Genomic DNA, 15944 nt, shown 5'->3' on the forward strand with positions numbered 1-15944 from the left:
ACGCCTTTACTGTGCGTACTGTCGCTCAACTGCAACTTCTTCAACCAACTCACGAACAATCGCAGTGGCAAAACACCCAGCATCCAATGAGAATTTCAGTGTGATGTTATCGCCATCCACTTCCCATGATAATTGTTCTGGTTTCAAAGATGCTTCACGACGGTCATGACGCATGCGGTTACCGCGAATAAGCGCCATTAAGTCAGGCTCTTCATCAAGGTGTTTTTGCTCAAGAGCCAATGCACTGTCTTGTGTTGGCAGAGCGTTATCTCCAGCCAGTGCTACTGACACCTGCGCATCACCTTTCTCAATGGCAAGGTTCAATGCTTCAATGTTCTCAGCTGTCACAAGTTGTTGCCCACCAGCAGTCAGCACAACATCACCTAACATCGCCGAGCCAAACACGTCCTGCTCGATACGCTCCGATAAGATACGGTTAAATATCCAAGAGCGAGCCGCTGATAGATACAAGCTACGTTTGTTTTGATTGCGTGTACGAACGTTATCACGCCCCCAGCGACGAGCTTCAGATAAGTTATTACCTTCATTACCAAAACGCTGAGCACCAAAATAGTTTGGCACACCAAGCTGAGCGACTTTCTCAAGACGAGTGACCACATCCGCGGTGTCCGTCACCTCAGACAGGGTCAGTTCAAACTGGTTACCAACGAGGTCGCCTGGGCGTAGCTTTTTGTTATGACGAGCCGTAGCCAAGATCTCAATGCTTGGGTACTGCGCTAAGAACTCGCTGAAATCTGGAGTTTCTCCCTTTGGAAGATGAACGCTCAGCCACTGCTCAGTCACTGCATGACGGTCTTTCAGACCTGCCCAGCTAACATCTTTCGATTTCACGCCACACGCCTTCGCTAGCTCATTGGCAACAAAGCTAGTGTTCTCTCCGGTCTTACGGATGCGCACCATCAAGTGCTCCCCTTCTCCAGAGAATTCGAAACCTAAGTCTTCGATAACCACAAAATGCTCGGCCTTCGCTTTCAGTTTAGCTTGTGCCGTCGGCTTGCCATTCAAATAGGCAAATGAAGATAGAATATCTGACATGCTGTTCTTTTCGTTTTGGTGCTTATGCACTTTTAGTAATTAGGACCACTGCTTCACTTGCAATGCCCTCTTTTCGTCCGGTAAAGCCAAGACGCTCGGTCGTTGTCGCTTTTACATTCACATTGCCAATATCGGTTTCAAGATCCTCAGCAATCGCTTGGCACATCGCATCAATATACGGTGCCATTTTAGGTGCTTGAGCCATGATGGTCACGTCAACATTACCGATTTGGTAACCCTGTTCTTTGACACGGCGGTAGACATCTTTCAGCAATTCTCTGCTGTCTGCACCTTTCCACTCATCGTCAGTATCTGGGAAGTGACGACCAATATCACCAGCGGCAATTGAACCAAGCAGTGCGTCACTCAATGCATGTAATGCTACGTCACCGTCAGAATGCGCAATGAGCCCCTGTTCGTAAGGGATGCTCACGCCACCAATAATTACCGGGCCTTCACCACCAAACTTATGAACATCAAAACCGTGGCCAATACGAATCATCATTATTCCTTATTCTGACTTAAATAGAACTCAGCCAAGGCTAAATCTTCTGGCTGAGTAACCTTAAAATTATCTGAGCGACCCGCAACTAACGCTGGAGATTCGCCTTTCCACTCAAACGCTGAGGCTTCGTCAGTAATCGACACCCCTTGCTCAAGTGCCTCTGTTAGAGCTTTTTGCAACGGCAAAGTTCGAAACATTTGCGGCGTCAATGCGTGCCAAAGGTTTGCTCGCTCTACCGTGTGATCAATTTGACCATCTACACCGCGCTTCATGGTATCGCGAACTGGAGCAGCTAAGATGCCTCCAACCGGATGAGACAAGGAAGTCTCAATCAATTTATCGATGTCGCTTGGTTGAATACACGGTCTCGCAGCATCATGAACTATGACCCACTCAGCCAAATCGTTCTCTTGGATGTAGTTTAGAGCAGAAAGTACAGAGTCAGCACGCTCGCTGCCACCATCAACACGAATCACATCAGGATGTAGGCTCAAGCTCAACTCTGGGAAATATGGGTCACTTTTGCTTACCGCAATCACCACTTTACTGACTTGTGGGTGGGAAAGTAGCTTATTCACCGTATGTTCAAGAATGGTAGTCGCGTTAATCGTCAGGTATTGCTTGGGGCGATCGGCCTTCATTCTGCTACCAACACCAGCCGCGGGTACAACGGCGACAATACCTTGCTTATCAGTCGACATTAATGCGATTCCTCACCAATTATGCGATAAAACGTTTCGCCTTCTTTTACCATACCTAGCTCATGTCGGGCACGCTCTTCAATGGCATCAAGCCCTTGGCGAAGATCGTCGATTTCCGCAAACATCTCTGCGTTTCGGGTATGGAGCTTTTCATTCACTTGTCGTTGAACCTGAATTTCGTTGTTCACTGAGTAGTAATCCGAAATACCATTTTTACCGAGCCACAATGTGTGTTGCAGCCAGCCAAGTAAGATCAGCAGGACAAGAGCAAAGATTCGCATAACACCTTTCGCCGGTTAGAAAAGAAGGAACTAGAATAAGGCACATATATACCATAATGCGCTTATTGGTGCGAGATATGTGGTGCAAGGGAATCAATAACTCACAGGATTATTGTTATTCCCACACTTGATGAGACACCCTCCTTCGTCAGTTTAGGTAATAGCGAGTTATCTAAGCATTTTATATTGATGAAAAGCCAGTATTCCTCTTCCAACCACCTCTCACTCTCGTCATTCCCAAGAAGGAGGGACGGCTGAGTTGGGAATCTATTGAAGTTAACATTGGGAGAGATTCTCTACTCCTTCCTTCGTCAGTCTAGGGAATGACGAACTTTAAGCAAAAAAAACGCCCTACCGAAGTAGAGCGTTTCAAAAGCTTTAAGCTAACAATTCGCTAGGAATTATTGACCTTTAACTTCTTTAAGACCGTTGTAAGGAGCTTTAGAACCTAGAGCTTCTTCGATACGGATAAGTTGGTTGTACTTAGCAACACGGTCAGAACGGCTCATAGAACCAGTCTTGATTTGACCTGCAGCAGTACCTACCGCTAGGTCAGCGATAGTTGCGTCTTCAGTTTCGCCAGAACGGTGAGAGATTACAGCTGTGTAACCTGCATCTTTAGCCATCTTGATTGCAGCTAGAGTCTCAGTTAGAGAACCGATTTGGTTGAACTTGATAAGGATAGAGTTAGCTACGCCTTTTTCGATACCTTCAGCAAGGATCTTAGTGTTAGTAACGAATAGGTCGTCACCTACTAGTTGAAGCTTGTCACCTAGTAGTTCAGTTTGGTGCTTGAAGCCATCCCAGTCAGACTCGTCTAGACCGTCTTCGATAGAAACGATTGGGAATTGGTTAGCTAGCTCAGCTAGGTAGTGGTTGAACTCTTCAGAAGAGAAAGTCTTACCTTCGCCTTTCATGTTGTAGATGCCAGCTTCTTTGTCGAAGAACTCAGATGCAGCACAGTCCATAGCTAGAGTAACGTCTTTACCTAGTTCGTAACCAGCAGCTGCAACAGCTTCTGCGATAACTTCTAGAGCTTCAGCGTTAGACTTAAGGTTAGGAGCGAAACCACCTTCGTCACCAACTGCAGTGCTGTAGCCTTTAGACTTAAGAACTTTAGCTAGGTTGTGGAATACTTCAGCACCGATACGTAGACCTTCTTTAAGAGTCTTAGCGCCAACTGGTTGAATCATGAACTCTTGGATGTCAACGTTGTTGTCTGCGTGCTCACCACCGTTGATGATGTTCATCATTGGTAGAGGCATAGAGAACTGACCAGCAGTACCGTTTAGCTCAGCGATGTGCTCGTATAGAGGCATGCCTTTAGCCGCTGCAGCAGCTTTAGCGTTCGCTAGAGAAACAGCTAGGATTGCGTTAGCACCGAACTTAGATTTGTTCTCAGTACCGTCTAGCTCGATCATTACTGCGTCGATTGCAGCTTGGTCTTTAGCGTCTTTACCAGTTAGAGCTGTAGCGATTTCGCCGTTTACAGCTTCAACAGCTTTAAGAACACCTTTACCTAGGAAACGAGCTTTGTCGCCGTCACGTAGCTCAAGAGCTTCGCGAGAACCAGTTGATGCGCCAGATGGAGCAGCAGCCATACCTACGAAACCGCCTTCTAGGTGTACTTCAGCTTCTACAGTTGGGTTACCACGTGAATCGATGATTTCACGACCTAGAACTTTAACGATCTTAGACATTGAATGTTTCCTTCTCGTTGAATATATAATGTCAAAATTAAAGGCAGCAGCACAGCTTGAGCTGCTACCGGTATTCCTTACTTCTCTAATTCGTCACGCTGGTTTTGGCCAGCCGCTTTAACGAAGCCTTCGAACAATGGGTGACCATCGCGAGGCGTAGAAGTGAACTCTGGGTGGAACTGAGCTGCAACAAACCATGGGTGGTTTGGAATCTCGATAACTTCAACCAGTTTCTTGTCCGCAGACAGACCCGATACTTTTAGGCCCGCTTTTTCGATTTGTGGACGAAGATTGTTGTTCACTTCGTAACGGTGACGGTGACGTTCATGGATCGTCGCGCTACCGTATAGTTCACGAGCTTTCGTTCCTTTCTCTAGGTGACATAGCTGTGAACCAAGACGCATAGTACCACCTAGGTCAGATTTTTCAGTACGTTCTTCAACTTTACCTTCGCCATCTACCCACTCAGTAATTAGACCAACTACTGGGTACTTCGTGTCTTTGCTAAATTCTGAAGAGTGTGCACCTTCCATGCCCGCAACGTTACGTGCGTACTCAATAAGTGCCACTTGCATACCAAGACAGATACCTAGGTAAGGAACTTTGTTCTCACGCGCGTATTTCGCTGCGAAGATCTTACCTTCAACACCACGGTCGCCGAAGCCACCTGGTACTAGGATTGCGTCAAGGCCTTGAAGTGCTTCTTCGCCTTTCGCTTCTACTTCTTGAGAGTCAACGTACTTGATCTTAACGCTTAGACGGTTCTTAAGGCCCGCGTGCTTAAGCGCTTCGTTCACTGACTTGTATGCATCTGGTAATTCAATGTATTTACCAACCATACCGATAACAACTTCATCAGTTGGGTTAGCTTCTTCGTAGATTACCTGCTCCCACTCAGATAGGTCAGCTTCAGGAGCTGTAATACCAAAGCGAGAACACACTAGGTCATCAAGACCTTGTGCTTTAATTAGTTGAGGGATCTTGTAGATTGAATCTACGTCCTTCATTGAGATTACTGCTTTCTCTTGAACATTACAGAAAAGAGCAATCTTCTTACGCTCGTTCGCAGGGATCATGCGATCAGAACGACAAACTAGGATATCTGGCTGGATACCGATAGACAGTAGCTCTTTTACAGAGTGCTGAGTCGGCTTAGTTTTCACTTCACCAGCTGCCGCTAGGTAAGGAACTAGTGTTAGGTGCATGAACATTGCACGCTCACGGCCTAGCTCAACTGCTAGCTGACGAATCGCTTCCATAAATGGTAGAGACTCGATATCACCAACCGTACCACCAACTTCAACGATCGCTACATCGTGGCCGTCAGCACCTGCGATTACGCGGTCTTTGATGGCATTAGTGATGTGAGGAATTACCTGAATAGTTGCACCTAGGTAATCACCACGACGCTCTTTCGCTAGAACGTCTGAGTAAACACGACCTGCAGTGAAATTGTTACGCTTAGTCATCTTGGTGCGAATGAATCGCTCATAGTGACCAAGGTCAAGGTCAGTTTCAGCGCCATCTTCCGTAACGAACACTTCACCGTGTTGAGTAGGGCTCATTGTGCCCGGGTCAACGTTGATGTAAGGGTCAAGCTTCATCATAGTCACTTTAAGACCACGAGCTTCTAAAATAGCTGCTAGCGATGCCGCTGCAATACCTTTACCTAGAGAGGATACAACCCCGCCAGTAACAAAAATGTAATTTGTCGTCATGTTTAACCTGAAATTGGTTGGATGAGGGAAAAAGGATTTCTTCTGGACGGGATGAAAATATACCAGAAGCCCCTTATCGCCACAACGTGAAATCTATCACACTGCTATTTTTTATTTTTTGCTTCAAATCAAATCAGCACAAAAGCTTTGTTTAACTTTTCTCCGCTAATTTGACTTCATCCCACATAGAATCGAGCTCAGAGAGGGAGAAATCGTGCAAAGTTTTATCTTTTTGACGAACTTTTCCTTCTACACCTTTAAAGCGACGCTCAAATTTCACATTGGCTTTGCTCAATGCCGATTCTGGATTTTTCCCTAGATGCCTCACTAGATTCACCGTCGCAAACAGCAAATCACCCAATTCTTCTTCCACCAAATTTTCATTTGGGGTGACTTGAAGCGCCTCTTCAAGCACCTCATCGACCTCTTCTCTCACCTTGTCAACGACAGGGCCAATCGAGTCCCAATCAAAGCCATACTTCGCAACCTGCTTTTGAATCTTTGTAGCACGCAAAAGTGCAGGCAGAGAGTTTGGTATTGAGTCTAGAATACTTTCCTGAGTTTTGCCTACTTGCGCTTTTTCTTTGGCTTTCTCAGCCTCCCAGTTGGCATTAATCGCCTCTTCATCGTCAAACTTAACATCAGAGAACACATGAGGGTGACGACGTGTCAGCTTCTCGTTCACACCATCTACCACATCAGAGAATTCGAACAGCCCCTGCTCTTTCGCCAGTTGGCTGTAAAAAATCACCTGAAACAACAAGTCACCCAACTCTTCTTGTAGGTTTGGCCAGTCTTTATTGTGAATCGCATCCACCACTTCGTATGTCTCTTCGATAGTATGCGGCACAATTGTTTCAAAATTTTGTTTCAGATCCCAAGGGCAGCCACCTTCTGGATCTCGCAGCTTCGCCATAATTTGTTCTAGTTGTTCAATCGGGTGGCTCATGGTGCTTTCCTATTATTTTATTTGATTGTTTTAATCTAATTCTTTTCTTAAAACTAAAAAAGGTGAGCAGTTAAAACCACTCACCTTTCTATTTTGCTGTCATCCCCAAGAGTGAAGAATGAGCGAGTTGGGGCTCTCAAACCGCATAGCGAGATTCCCTATCATGTTGGTCCCTCACTGTAGGGAATGACAACTATATTTTTTTACTAAGTAATTAGTTCTTCTAACAAGGCAGTAAACTTATGAGGCTCCTGAGCATAGCTTGCCTATGTAATGGAGCGAAATAAGTGAAACTAACGCCGTTAGAAAGCTAAGTACGACGTAAAAACTATCCTAATCTCTTGACGCTCATAACATCTTTGATCTGCTCGACTCGGCTTGTAACTCGACTCAAAATTTCAATATTGGTCACTTCCAAATCAAAGTCCATCACTGACAGCTGACGCTTGTAGTCGGTACGGCTTTTCATTGTCGTCACACTGATCTTCTCATTCGCGAACAGCGAGGTGATGTCCTTCAACAGGCCACTGCGCTCTAATGCTTCAACACGCAGCGTGAGGATGTATGAACCAACAAAGCCATTGCCCCAAACCGTATCAATGATGCGCTCTGGTGCGTGGATTCTTAGCTCACTTAGCTGTTCACAATCACTACGGTGAACTGAGATGCCACGACCTTGAGTGATGTAACCCTTGATGCTATCGCCCGGGATAGGCTGACAACAGCGTGCTAGGTGCGTCATCAGGTTATCAACGCCTTCCACTACAACCGCGTCTTTCTTAGGGCGGCTCTGTTGGGCAGGCTTGTTTTCTGATTCCAGTAACTTCTCTAGCGCTTTTTGATCTTCCTCTTCCGCGGTTGGCTTATTCACCAATGCATTGATGTGGTTGATCACTTGGTTGATACGCAGATCGCCGCTACCTATACCGGCATACAGCTCATCTGGCGTATTCACGTTAAAGCGCTTGAGTGCATACTGGTCTGCGTCTTTAAGCGTCGCACCGATTTTATGCAGCTCTGCTTCTAGAATATCGCGCCCAGCTTCTAGGTTCTTCTCACGGCTTTGCGCACGGAACCAAGCGTTAATCTTGGCGCGAGCGCGACCTGAATGAACAAAACCTGTGGTTGGGTTTAACCAGTCTCGCGACGGGTTCGGTTCTTTCTGAGTGATGATCTCGACCTGATCACCCATCGAGAGCTTGTGAGTAAATGGAACGATGCGTCCACCGACCTTGGCACCTATACAACGATGTCCAACCATAGAGTGGATATGGTAAGCAAAATCAAGTGGTGTCGCGCCCATCGGCAAATCGACCACATCACCGCGTGGCGTAAAGGCGTATACGCGGTCATCGAAGACCTGGCTACGAACTTCATCCAGCATCTCGCCAGAATCCGACATCTCTTCCTGCCAATCGATCAGTTTACGCAGCCAAGTGATCTTCTCGTCATAACCACTGCGTCCGCTTGAAGCGCCTTCTTTGTACTTCCAATGCGCCGCAACACCCAGTTCTGAGTCTTCGTGCATCTGTTTAGTACGGATCTGGATCTCGATGGTTTTACCTTCAGGCCCAAGTACCACGGTATGGATAGATTGGTAACCGTTCGGTTTCGGGTTCGCAACGTAGTCGTCAAACTCGCTTGGTAGGTGTTTGTATTTGGTGTGAACCACACCTAAAGCCGCATAACAATCTTGCAGTTGGTCAGCGATGATTCGCACAGCACGCACGTCAAACAGTTCATCGAAGGCCAAGCCTTTCTTCTGCATCTTGCGCCAAATACTGTAGATGTGTTTAGGACGGCCGCTGACTTCTGCATTGATGCTAGAGCGCCCCATTTCAGACGTCAGGTCATCAACGAAGTCGGTGATGTACTGCTCACGAACGATACGACGCTCAGAAAGTTGTTTTGCGATCTGCTTGTAGGTATCTGGCTGTTGGTAGCGGAAAGCGTAGTCTTCGATTTCCCATTTTAATTGACCAATGCCGAGACGGTTGGCGAGTGGTGCATAGATGTTGGCACACTCTTTCGCAGCTGCACGACGAACCTCATCTGGGGCTTTTTTCACCTCAATAAGATTACAGATTCGCTCAGCCAGTTTGATGACTACGCAACGGAAATCATCAACCATTGCCAATAACATGCGGCGCACGTTATCGACTTGGCCTGACGCCGCGCTACCCTCTAGGGTAACGTTGAGCTGGCCAAGTGCCGCCATCTCTTCAACGCCATCAATTAACTTTACGATCTCTTTGCCGTAGCTCTCTTCGAAGGCTTCTCGCTCAAAGACGCCACTGGAAACGACTGGGAAAAGCTGAGCCGCAACGAGTGTCGCGCGATCCATTGATAACGTCACCAAGATTTCAATCATCTCTCGGCCACGCCACAACAGCAGTGAGGCTTGCTCATGCTCTTTTAGCAGTTCTTCACAGTGACGATAAACCTTGATCAGTTTATTCGACGTTTTGGCATCCTGATTTAAAGATGCAATCCAGCTCTCTAGCTCAAACTGTTCGCTTGGGTTTAAATGCGCGCTTCGTACCGCAACCATCATGCCTTCCTAGTTATTATGTTTTATACCCAACTCAATATGACTAACCGGGTCCAAGTTAGTTCGACTCATACTGGTAACAAGACGTTTCTTCCACGCCTTTTAATTTTATGATTTCTCTTTGACGAATAGTGCCATAGATTCCAAATGACTGGTATGTGGAAACATGTCTAACATGCCCATTTTGACCATTTGATAACCTTGATTTTGCAGGCTTGCCGTATCTCTAGCTAGAGTAGCAGGATTACATGAAACATAAACCACGCTCTTCGCTCCCAGCGCTGAGATTTGATCGACGATCCCACTTGCGCCAGCTCGCGCAGGGTCAAGCAACACCTTGTCGAACTTCTCTTTTGCCCAAGGCTGGCAAGAGAGTTCTTCTTCTAGGTTCGCCTGATAAAAAGTCGCGTTATCTAACTGGTTAATCTTGGCGTTACTGGTCGCCTGCTTCACCATTTCATCAACGCCCTCAACCCCAACCACAACAGCTGATTGTTTTGCGATAGGCAAACTGAAGTTACCTAAGCCACAGAAGAGGTCGAGCACACGCTCATCCGCTTGTGGGTCAAGCCAGTCAATCGCTTGTGCCACCATCTTCTGGTTCACCTGTTGGTTAACTTGAATAAAGTGGTTTGGCTCAAATGGTAATGTCACCCCAGTTTCACTGTATGTTGGCGCTTCACCAACGAGACGAATCAGCTGATCCGTTTCTGGCATCGAATACAAGATTGCACCTTCTGCCGTTGCCAAATCAATCAGTGCTTGTTGCTCTTTCTCAGCCAAAGGCTTTAAGTGGCGCAGAACAATCACAGGGCCGTTATCAGACAGAACCAATTCAACGTGACCGAGATTCATCGGCTGGCTAAAGGTATCAAGCAGCGCTTTCAGTTTTGGTAACAGTGCATTCAGGCTTGGCTCCAGCACCGCACAATCCGTCACGTTCTCGATATGCTTGCTTTGCTTCTTACGAAAACCGAACTGCAGCTGTTGGTTCTTTCTATCCATAAATAGGCTGACACGAGCGCGGCGGCGATACCCTACCTGTGCGCCAGTGATTGGCTCGGCAATTTCAGTCTTCGGCGTTTGGTACTGGCTCATCAAATGGCTCAGTGATTGCCCTTTATGCTCGACTTGTGATGCGTAATCCATATGTTGTAGATGACAACCACCACACTGATTAAAGTGCTTACAGAAAGGCTTTAAACGCTGCTCACTCGGTTTTAAAAGCTTGATCAGTTTTGCACGGGCAAACTTACTTTTGCTCTCGGTCAGTTGAATCACAACTTGCTCACCCGGCAACGCGCCATCAATAAACACAGGTTTATTTTTCTGATAAGCGATACCTGCGCCATTGTGATCCATTCGTTCAACCAAAACCGATTGATGCTTGGTCTCGAATTGAGTTTTCTTTTTTGGTTGAAAAAAACGTGCCATTGCTTGTGCCTAAACTATCTTTAAATCATTTATTTGTATCCAGGACTCACTATTATGTCTTGGAATCATTGTCGAATGTGGCGGCTTTGATTAAGCTTACCGTTCACTTAGCCACCATTGTGTGCGTTATTTTCCCATATCCAGACCTCGATGTAATTAAAGAACATGACCAGATATGGCTTGAGAGCCCGCGTAATTACCCTAACTCTTGCCCCAACCCTGATTATAGGGTTGTTATTGAGTGCATTCTTCTCATTTAACCGCTATCAAGACCTCGAAGGACAAGTTGTCAATACAGGTACCAGCATTATAGAACCTCTTGCGATTGCAAGTGAGTCTGGCATGCAATTAGAGAGTCGAGAGTCGGTTCGTCAATTGATCAGCTACGCCCACCGTAAGAATTCAAAATTGGTGCGCAGTATTGCGGTCTTTGATGAACGCCATGAGCTGTTTGTAACCTCAAACTTCCACCCAGATTTCGAGAGCCTGACCTACCCGAAAGACAAACCGATTCCACATCTGAGTTCGTCTAAGTTACTCGACAACACGCTGATTCTGCGCACGCCAATTATTGCAGAGGGTCAGTTTATCAACTCGGCCAATGGGCAATCGCAATCGAATCAGGCTGTCGGCTATATCGCGATTGAGCTTGATCTATCTTCACTGCGCTTACAGCAGTACCAAGAGATCTTCTCGGCATTCCTTGTTCTTATTTTAGGTCTCGGCTTATCGGGGGTATTTGCGTTCCGTCTCATGCACGATGTGACTCAGCCAATCACGCACATGAAGAATATGGTTGACCGGATTCGCCGTGGTCACCTAGATGTGCGTATCGAAGGCAAGATGCACGGTGAGTTGGACTCGCTAAAGAATGGTATCAACGCGATGGCGGTATCTCTGTCGGAGTACCACGTTGAGATGCAGCACAGTATCGACCAAGCGACTTCCGATCTGCGTGAAACACTCGAGCAGTTAGAGATTCAGAACGTTGAGTTAGATATCGCGAAGAAGCGAGCACAAGAAGCGGCTCGTGTTAAATCTGAATTCCTAGCCAATATGTCCCACGAGCTAAGAACGCCGCTTAATGGTGTGATTGGCTTTACTCGTCAGATGTTGAAAACGCATCTATCCACCAGCCAGACCGATTACCTACAGACCATTGAGCGCTCGGCGAATAACCTATTGAGCATCATCAATGACATCCTCGACTTCTCGAAACTTGAAGCCGGTAAACTGGCTCTAGAGAACATTCCTTTTGAGTTCCAAGCCAGCCTTGAAGAAGTTGTGAACCTACAAGCGACCAACGCCCACGAAAAAGGTCTCGAGCTAACCCTTAAAGTTGATCCGAAAGTACCCGCTGGTCTAGTTGGCGACCCACTGCGTATTCAACAGATTCTTACTAACCTTGTAGGCAACTCAATCAAGTTTACCGAGCGCGGAAACATCGATATCAGCGTTGAGCTGCGTTCTCAATCTGAAGACAACATCGAGCTGCAGTTTATGGTACGCGATACTGGGATCGGTATCTCAGAGCGCCAGCAAGCGCAGCTTTTCCAAGCCTTTAGTCAAGCCGATGCAAGTATTTCACGTCGCTACGGCGGTACAGGTCTAGGTCTGGTTATCACCCAGAAACTGGTCAGCCAAATGGGCGGCGAGATCAGTCTAACCAGTCGCCTGCACCAAGGTTCAACCTTCTGGTTCACTCTAAGACTATCGACTACCGATATGCCGATGACAGACTTGATCGAGACACAGTGCCTGCAGGATAAGCAGCTGCTATTGATTGAGCCAAACATGCAAGCGGCCTCGATTACTCAGCAAGTATTGACTCAAGAAGGGCTGATTGTGACGTATCGTTCAGTTATGCCTGAAGAGGCAACCAACTACGATTACGTACTGCTTAACCTTGCGGCTAACCAAGACTATGAATTAGACGTCGTTCAGCAATGGGCCAATCGCGCGAGAGAGATCTCGCAAAACGTGATCATTGGTACCCCAAGTACCGAGCTCGCTCTGGGTGAGCAGCTGATGAAGAATGTCGATGTTCAGTGCATTACCAAACCACTGTCTCGCAAGAAGCTGCTGCAAACTCTGGTCTCTAACCAAGCACCACTGCTTAATGCACCTGCGATTGAGACACACAGTGATGAGAAGCTGCCACTAACCGTGATGGCAGTCGATGACAACCCAGCCAACTTGAAACTGATTACAGCGCTACTGCAAGAACGTGTAGAAACGGTGGTTAGCTGCACCAATGGTCAACAAGCGATTGACCGAGCGACCGAGCAGACATTCGATATCATCTTTATGGATATCCAGATGCCACAAATGGATGGTGTGACTGCGTGTAAGCACATTAAAGAACTAGAGAACAATGCCAAGACGCCAGTGATTGCGGTGACAGCACACGCGATGAGTGGCGAACGCGACCGTCTATTAGCTGCTGGTATGGATGATTACCTGACGAAACCGATTGAAGAGCATGTCTTACAGCAGGTTTTGATTCACTGGAGTCCTGAGTCTGAAGTAGAGAATGTAGAAAAGATTGCACCTGAGCACCCTGCGGTTGGCGTGGAAATCGAAAACCACGCTGTTGAAACTGAGAGCAGCCAGCACAAGAACATCATTATTGATTGGCAGGCTGCGTTGAAACAGGCAGCTAATAAAGAAGACCTTGCTCGCGATATGCTGCAGATGCTGGTCGACTTCATTCCAGAGGTTTATGAGGCTGCGGAACGTGCCATCGAAGAGAGCGACTACCCTATCGATGACTTGATACACATTATTCATAAGATGCACGGCAGCAGCTCATACAGCGGTGTGCCAAGATTGAAAGCGGTGTGTGCCACTATTGAGAAAGAGTTACGTTCAGGGACGCAGATAGAAGATATCGAGCCTGAGCTGTTCGAGCTACAAGATGAGCTAGACAAGGTGCAGGCAACCGCAATTCACTATCTGACACCAATCCAACCTAGCTAGGTTCCAATTCAACATTGTCCGTGCAGACGTAAAAAATCAGCACAGACGCAGCAGTCGTACAGACACAAAAAAGCAGAGCCATGGCTCTGCTTTTTATTTTTCAATGACTTAAAGCTAAGAAATCAAGACTCAAACAATACCGTCGCGACAGCATAGTGACGCTCATCCGAGATAGTAATATGGATAGAGCTAACGCCTAGGTTTGCCGCCAACTCCTGCGCTTTGTTGTGCAGAGTAAGCACCGGCTTGCCGTGCTCATCATTCGCAACCTGAAAGTCGTGAAAGGTCACGCCCATGGCAATGCCCGTACCAAGAGCCTTTGAAGCGGCCTCCTTAGCAGCAAAACGCTTCGCAAGGAAACGTCCTTTCTGCTTCAGAGAGTGAAACTGTTCAAGCTCCACTTCACATAAGATTCGCTCTGCAAAAGCCTCGCCACTGCGTGCTAGCGCCTTTTCAACTCGCTCAATCTCTGCGATGTCTGTACCAAGGCCAACAACTGCCATGACTCTTTAACCTTTCAACTGTAAGTAATTAAGCGTTGTTACGCGCGTTTTCCATGACTGCTTTCATATCTGATACCGCTTTCGCTAGGCCATCAAATACCGCACGACCAATCACTGAGTGACCGATGTTTAGCTCGTAGATCTCAGGCAGTGCTGCGATAGGCGCAACGTTGTGGTAAGTCAGACCGTGACCCGCATTCACCGTGATGCCTAGGTCATCCGCGTAGCTTGCGCCCGCTGCAATCTTCTTCAGCTCGTCTTGTTGGTCTTCTTCTGTCTTCGCTTCTGCGTAGTGACCTGTGTGAAGTTCAATGAATGGTGCACCACATGCTTTCGCTGCGTCAATTTGCTCGCGATCGGCATCGATGAATAGAGATACCTTGATGCCCGCTTCAGTCAGTTTTTGCGTTGCCGCTTTTACTTTCTCAAGCTGACCAACCACGTCCAAGCCACCTTCTGTAGTCAGCTCTTCACGTTTTTCAGGAACCAGACAAACAAACTCAGGCTTAGTATCTAGCGCAATCTGTACCATCTCGTCCGTTACCGCCATTTCAAGGTTCATACGAGTTTGAATGGTTTCAGCAAGAATACGAACATCGCGGTCAAGGATATGACGACGGTCTTCACGCAGGTGAATAGTGATACCGTCTGCACCCGCACGCTCAGCAATCTCTGCCGCGTGAACTGGATCTGGGTATTGAGTACCACGCGCATTACGTAGGGTTGCAACGTGGTCGATATTAATGCCTAAAAGGATTGAGCTCATTTTCCAATACTCCGTGCTCTAGAGAGACCTATTTGTGGCATAAACAGCTCTCTACTTTTTAATGGTTTGCCGCCAAGATACGGCTTTAAGGCTATGCGTGTAAAGCGTTTTGCCGCTTTTAACTGCTCTTTCGTTATAAATCTACGTTCACTGATCGCAATCAGTTCATCACCCATAAAGGTGAGGTTGTCGCGACGCACCGAGGCGATGAAGCCTTTCTGCTCACGATAGCGATAAGTCATTGTTGGATCGATAGGTTCTCCGGTACCTGCGCAATGCAGAAAATCAACGCCATACCCCATTGCTGATAGCAAAGCGAGTTCGAAGCGTCGTAGTGCAGGCTCAGGATTCTCATTATGCGCCAGTTCTGTTAAAGCATTAAGATAATCGTGAAAAAGTGCGGGCATCGCCACCTCTGCCATCAAGACTCGACCAATCAACTCATTAACGTACATCGCAGAGTAGAGATTTATCCCAGTCAGCGGCAAGCCTAAGCTGATCGGCTCGGCTTGACGCAGGGTTTTCATTGACCCATTACCCGACCATTTAAGCAATAGTGGCGTGAACGGCTGCAATGCACCCTTGAGGTTCGAACGCTTACTGCGCGCACCCTTAGACATCAACGTCATGCGACCAAACTCTTCGCTAAAGACGTCCAATATCAGGCTCGATTCACTGTACGGTCTGCGATGTAGCACAAAGCAGCGCTGTAACCCTTCTGAAGACATATCACCTTCTAAATACAAAAAAGGAGCCGATTTGGCTCCTTCTATTATGGTTTTGACCCGGAGCGAAGCGCGT

Annotated in this window: 13 protein-coding genes; 1 reads left to right on the plus strand and 12 read right to left on the minus strand. The window is 47.1% G+C overall.

What is annotated here, in order from left to right; genetic code table 11:
* Positions 1-6 precede the first annotated feature (6 nt).
* From truD to rlmD, 9 genes are all read right to left on the minus strand, one after another.
* Entirely contained in the window at positions 7-1056 is a 1050-nt protein-coding gene (truD, locus tag KI655_RS19825) for a tRNA pseudouridine(13) synthase TruD (RefSeq protein ID WP_285408121.1), read from the minus strand.
* A 22-nt stretch (positions 1057-1078) separates the two neighbouring features.
* The gene (ispF, locus tag KI655_RS19830) at positions 1079-1558 is read right to left on the minus strand and encodes a 2-C-methyl-D-erythritol 2,4-cyclodiphosphate synthase (RefSeq protein ID WP_285408123.1); all 480 of its coding nucleotides are present in this window, start codon (positions 1556-1558) and stop codon (positions 1079-1081) included.
* A 2-nt stretch (positions 1559-1560) separates the two neighbouring features.
* A complete protein-coding gene (ispD, locus tag KI655_RS19835; RefSeq protein ID WP_285408124.1) occupies positions 1561-2262 on the minus strand; it encodes a 2-C-methyl-D-erythritol 4-phosphate cytidylyltransferase in 702 nt (233 codons plus the stop codon).
* Positions 2262-2543: a cell division protein FtsB gene (ftsB, locus tag KI655_RS19840; protein WP_285408125.1), complete on the minus strand. Its 282-nt coding sequence runs from the start codon at positions 2541-2543 to the stop codon at positions 2262-2264. The genes ispD and ftsB overlap by 1 nt, the downstream gene beginning before the upstream one ends.
* A 401-nt stretch (positions 2544-2944) precedes the next feature.
* Positions 2945-4243, minus strand: coding sequence for a phosphopyruvate hydratase (gene eno / locus KI655_RS19845; protein WP_032549795.1), 1299 nt, complete (start codon positions 4241-4243; stop codon positions 2945-2947).
* Positions 4244-4320: 77 nt separating this feature from the next.
* Positions 4321-5961, minus strand: coding sequence for a CTP synthase (locus KI655_RS19850; protein ID WP_285408126.1), 1641 nt, complete (start codon positions 5959-5961; stop codon positions 4321-4323).
* Positions 5962-6112: 151 nt separating this feature from the next.
* Complete coding sequence (mazG, locus tag KI655_RS19855; RefSeq protein WP_285408128.1) at positions 6113-6910, minus strand: nucleoside triphosphate pyrophosphohydrolase; 798 nt, start codon at positions 6908-6910, stop codon at positions 6113-6115.
* Between the two features lie 328 nt (positions 6911-7238).
* The gene (relA, locus tag KI655_RS19860; RefSeq protein ID WP_285408130.1) at positions 7239-9461 is read right to left on the minus strand and encodes a GTP diphosphokinase; all 2223 of its coding nucleotides are present in this window, start codon (positions 9459-9461) and stop codon (positions 7239-7241) included.
* A gap of 108 nt (positions 9462-9569) precedes the next feature.
* Positions 9570-10895, minus strand: coding sequence for a 23S rRNA (uracil(1939)-C(5))-methyltransferase RlmD (gene rlmD / locus KI655_RS19865; RefSeq protein ID WP_285408131.1), 1326 nt, complete (start codon positions 10893-10895; stop codon positions 9570-9572).
* 165 nt (positions 10896-11060) lie between these two features.
* Here rlmD and barA point away from each other — a divergent pair, with 165 nt between their 5' ends.
* Complete coding sequence (gene barA, locus KI655_RS19870) at positions 11061-13874, plus strand: two-component sensor histidine kinase BarA (protein ID WP_285408132.1); 2814 nt, start codon at positions 11061-11063, stop codon at positions 13872-13874.
* A gap of 122 nt (positions 13875-13996) precedes the next feature.
* On the opposite strand, the gene acpS is transcribed toward barA, so the two are convergent.
* Genes acpS through recO form a run of 3 tightly spaced genes read right to left on the minus strand, consistent with a single transcriptional unit; the run spans position 13997 to position 15871 of the window.
* Positions 13997-14377 (minus strand): holo-ACP synthase, encoded by a 381-nt coding sequence (gene acpS, locus KI655_RS19875; RefSeq protein WP_285408134.1) that lies wholly within the window; start codon positions 14375-14377, stop codon positions 13997-13999.
* A gap of 28 nt (positions 14378-14405) precedes the next feature.
* Positions 14406-15143 carry a pyridoxine 5'-phosphate synthase gene (gene pdxJ / locus KI655_RS19880; protein ID WP_239841240.1) on the minus strand — a complete coding sequence of 246 codons (738 nt, stop codon included), beginning with the start codon at positions 15141-15143 and terminating at the stop codon, positions 14406-14408.
* Positions 15140-15871, minus strand: a complete 732-nt coding sequence (gene recO, locus KI655_RS19885; protein WP_285408136.1) for a DNA repair protein RecO — start codon at positions 15869-15871, stop codon at positions 15140-15142. Before recO ends, pdxJ begins: the two co-directional genes overlap by 4 nt.
* Positions 15872-15944 lie beyond the last annotated feature (73 nt).

Origin of the sequence: Vibrio sp. D404a, from assembly GCF_030248535.1 — a bacterium.
Classification (GTDB): domain Bacteria; phylum Pseudomonadota; class Gammaproteobacteria; order Enterobacterales; family Vibrionaceae; genus Vibrio.

Coding starts and splice junctions, on each gene's coding strand:
- recO (WP_285408136.1), bottom strand. CDS start 15,871: ATGTCTTCAGAAGGGTTACAGCGCTGCTTTGTGCTACATCGCAGACCG.
- rlmD (WP_285408131.1), bottom strand. CDS start 10,895: ATGGCACGTTTTTTTCAACCAAAAAAGAAAACTCAATTCGAGACCAAG.
- ftsB (WP_285408125.1), bottom strand. CDS start 2,543: ATGCGAATCTTTGCTCTTGTCCTGCTGATCTTACTTGGCTGGCTGCAA.
- KI655_RS19850 (WP_285408126.1), bottom strand. CDS start 5,961: ATGACGACAAATTACATTTTTGTTACTGGCGGGGTTGTATCCTCTCTA.
- eno (WP_032549795.1), bottom strand. CDS start 4,243: ATGTCTAAGATCGTTAAAGTTCTAGGTCGTGAAATCATCGATTCACGT.
- relA (WP_285408130.1), bottom strand. CDS start 9,461: ATGGTTGCGGTACGAAGCGCGCATTTAAACCCAAGCGAACAGTTTGAG.
- acpS (WP_285408134.1), bottom strand. CDS start 14,377: ATGGCAGTTGTTGGCCTTGGTACAGACATCGCAGAGATTGAGCGAGTT.
- mazG (WP_285408128.1), bottom strand. CDS start 6,910: ATGAGCCACCCGATTGAACAACTAGAACAAATTATGGCGAAGCTGCGA.
- ispF (WP_285408123.1), bottom strand. CDS start 1,558: ATGATTCGTATTGGCCACGGTTTTGATGTTCATAAGTTTGGTGGTGAA.
- barA (WP_285408132.1), top strand. CDS start 11,061: ATGACCAGATATGGCTTGAGAGCCCGCGTAATTACCCTAACTCTTGCC.
- ispD (WP_285408124.1), bottom strand. CDS start 2,262: ATGTCGACTGATAAGCAAGGTATTGTCGCCGTTGTACCCGCGGCTGGT.
- pdxJ (WP_239841240.1), bottom strand. CDS start 15,143: ATGAGCTCAATCCTTTTAGGCATTAATATCGACCACGTTGCAACCCTA.
- truD (WP_285408121.1), bottom strand. CDS start 1,056: ATGTCAGATATTCTATCTTCATTTGCCTATTTGAATGGCAAGCCGACG.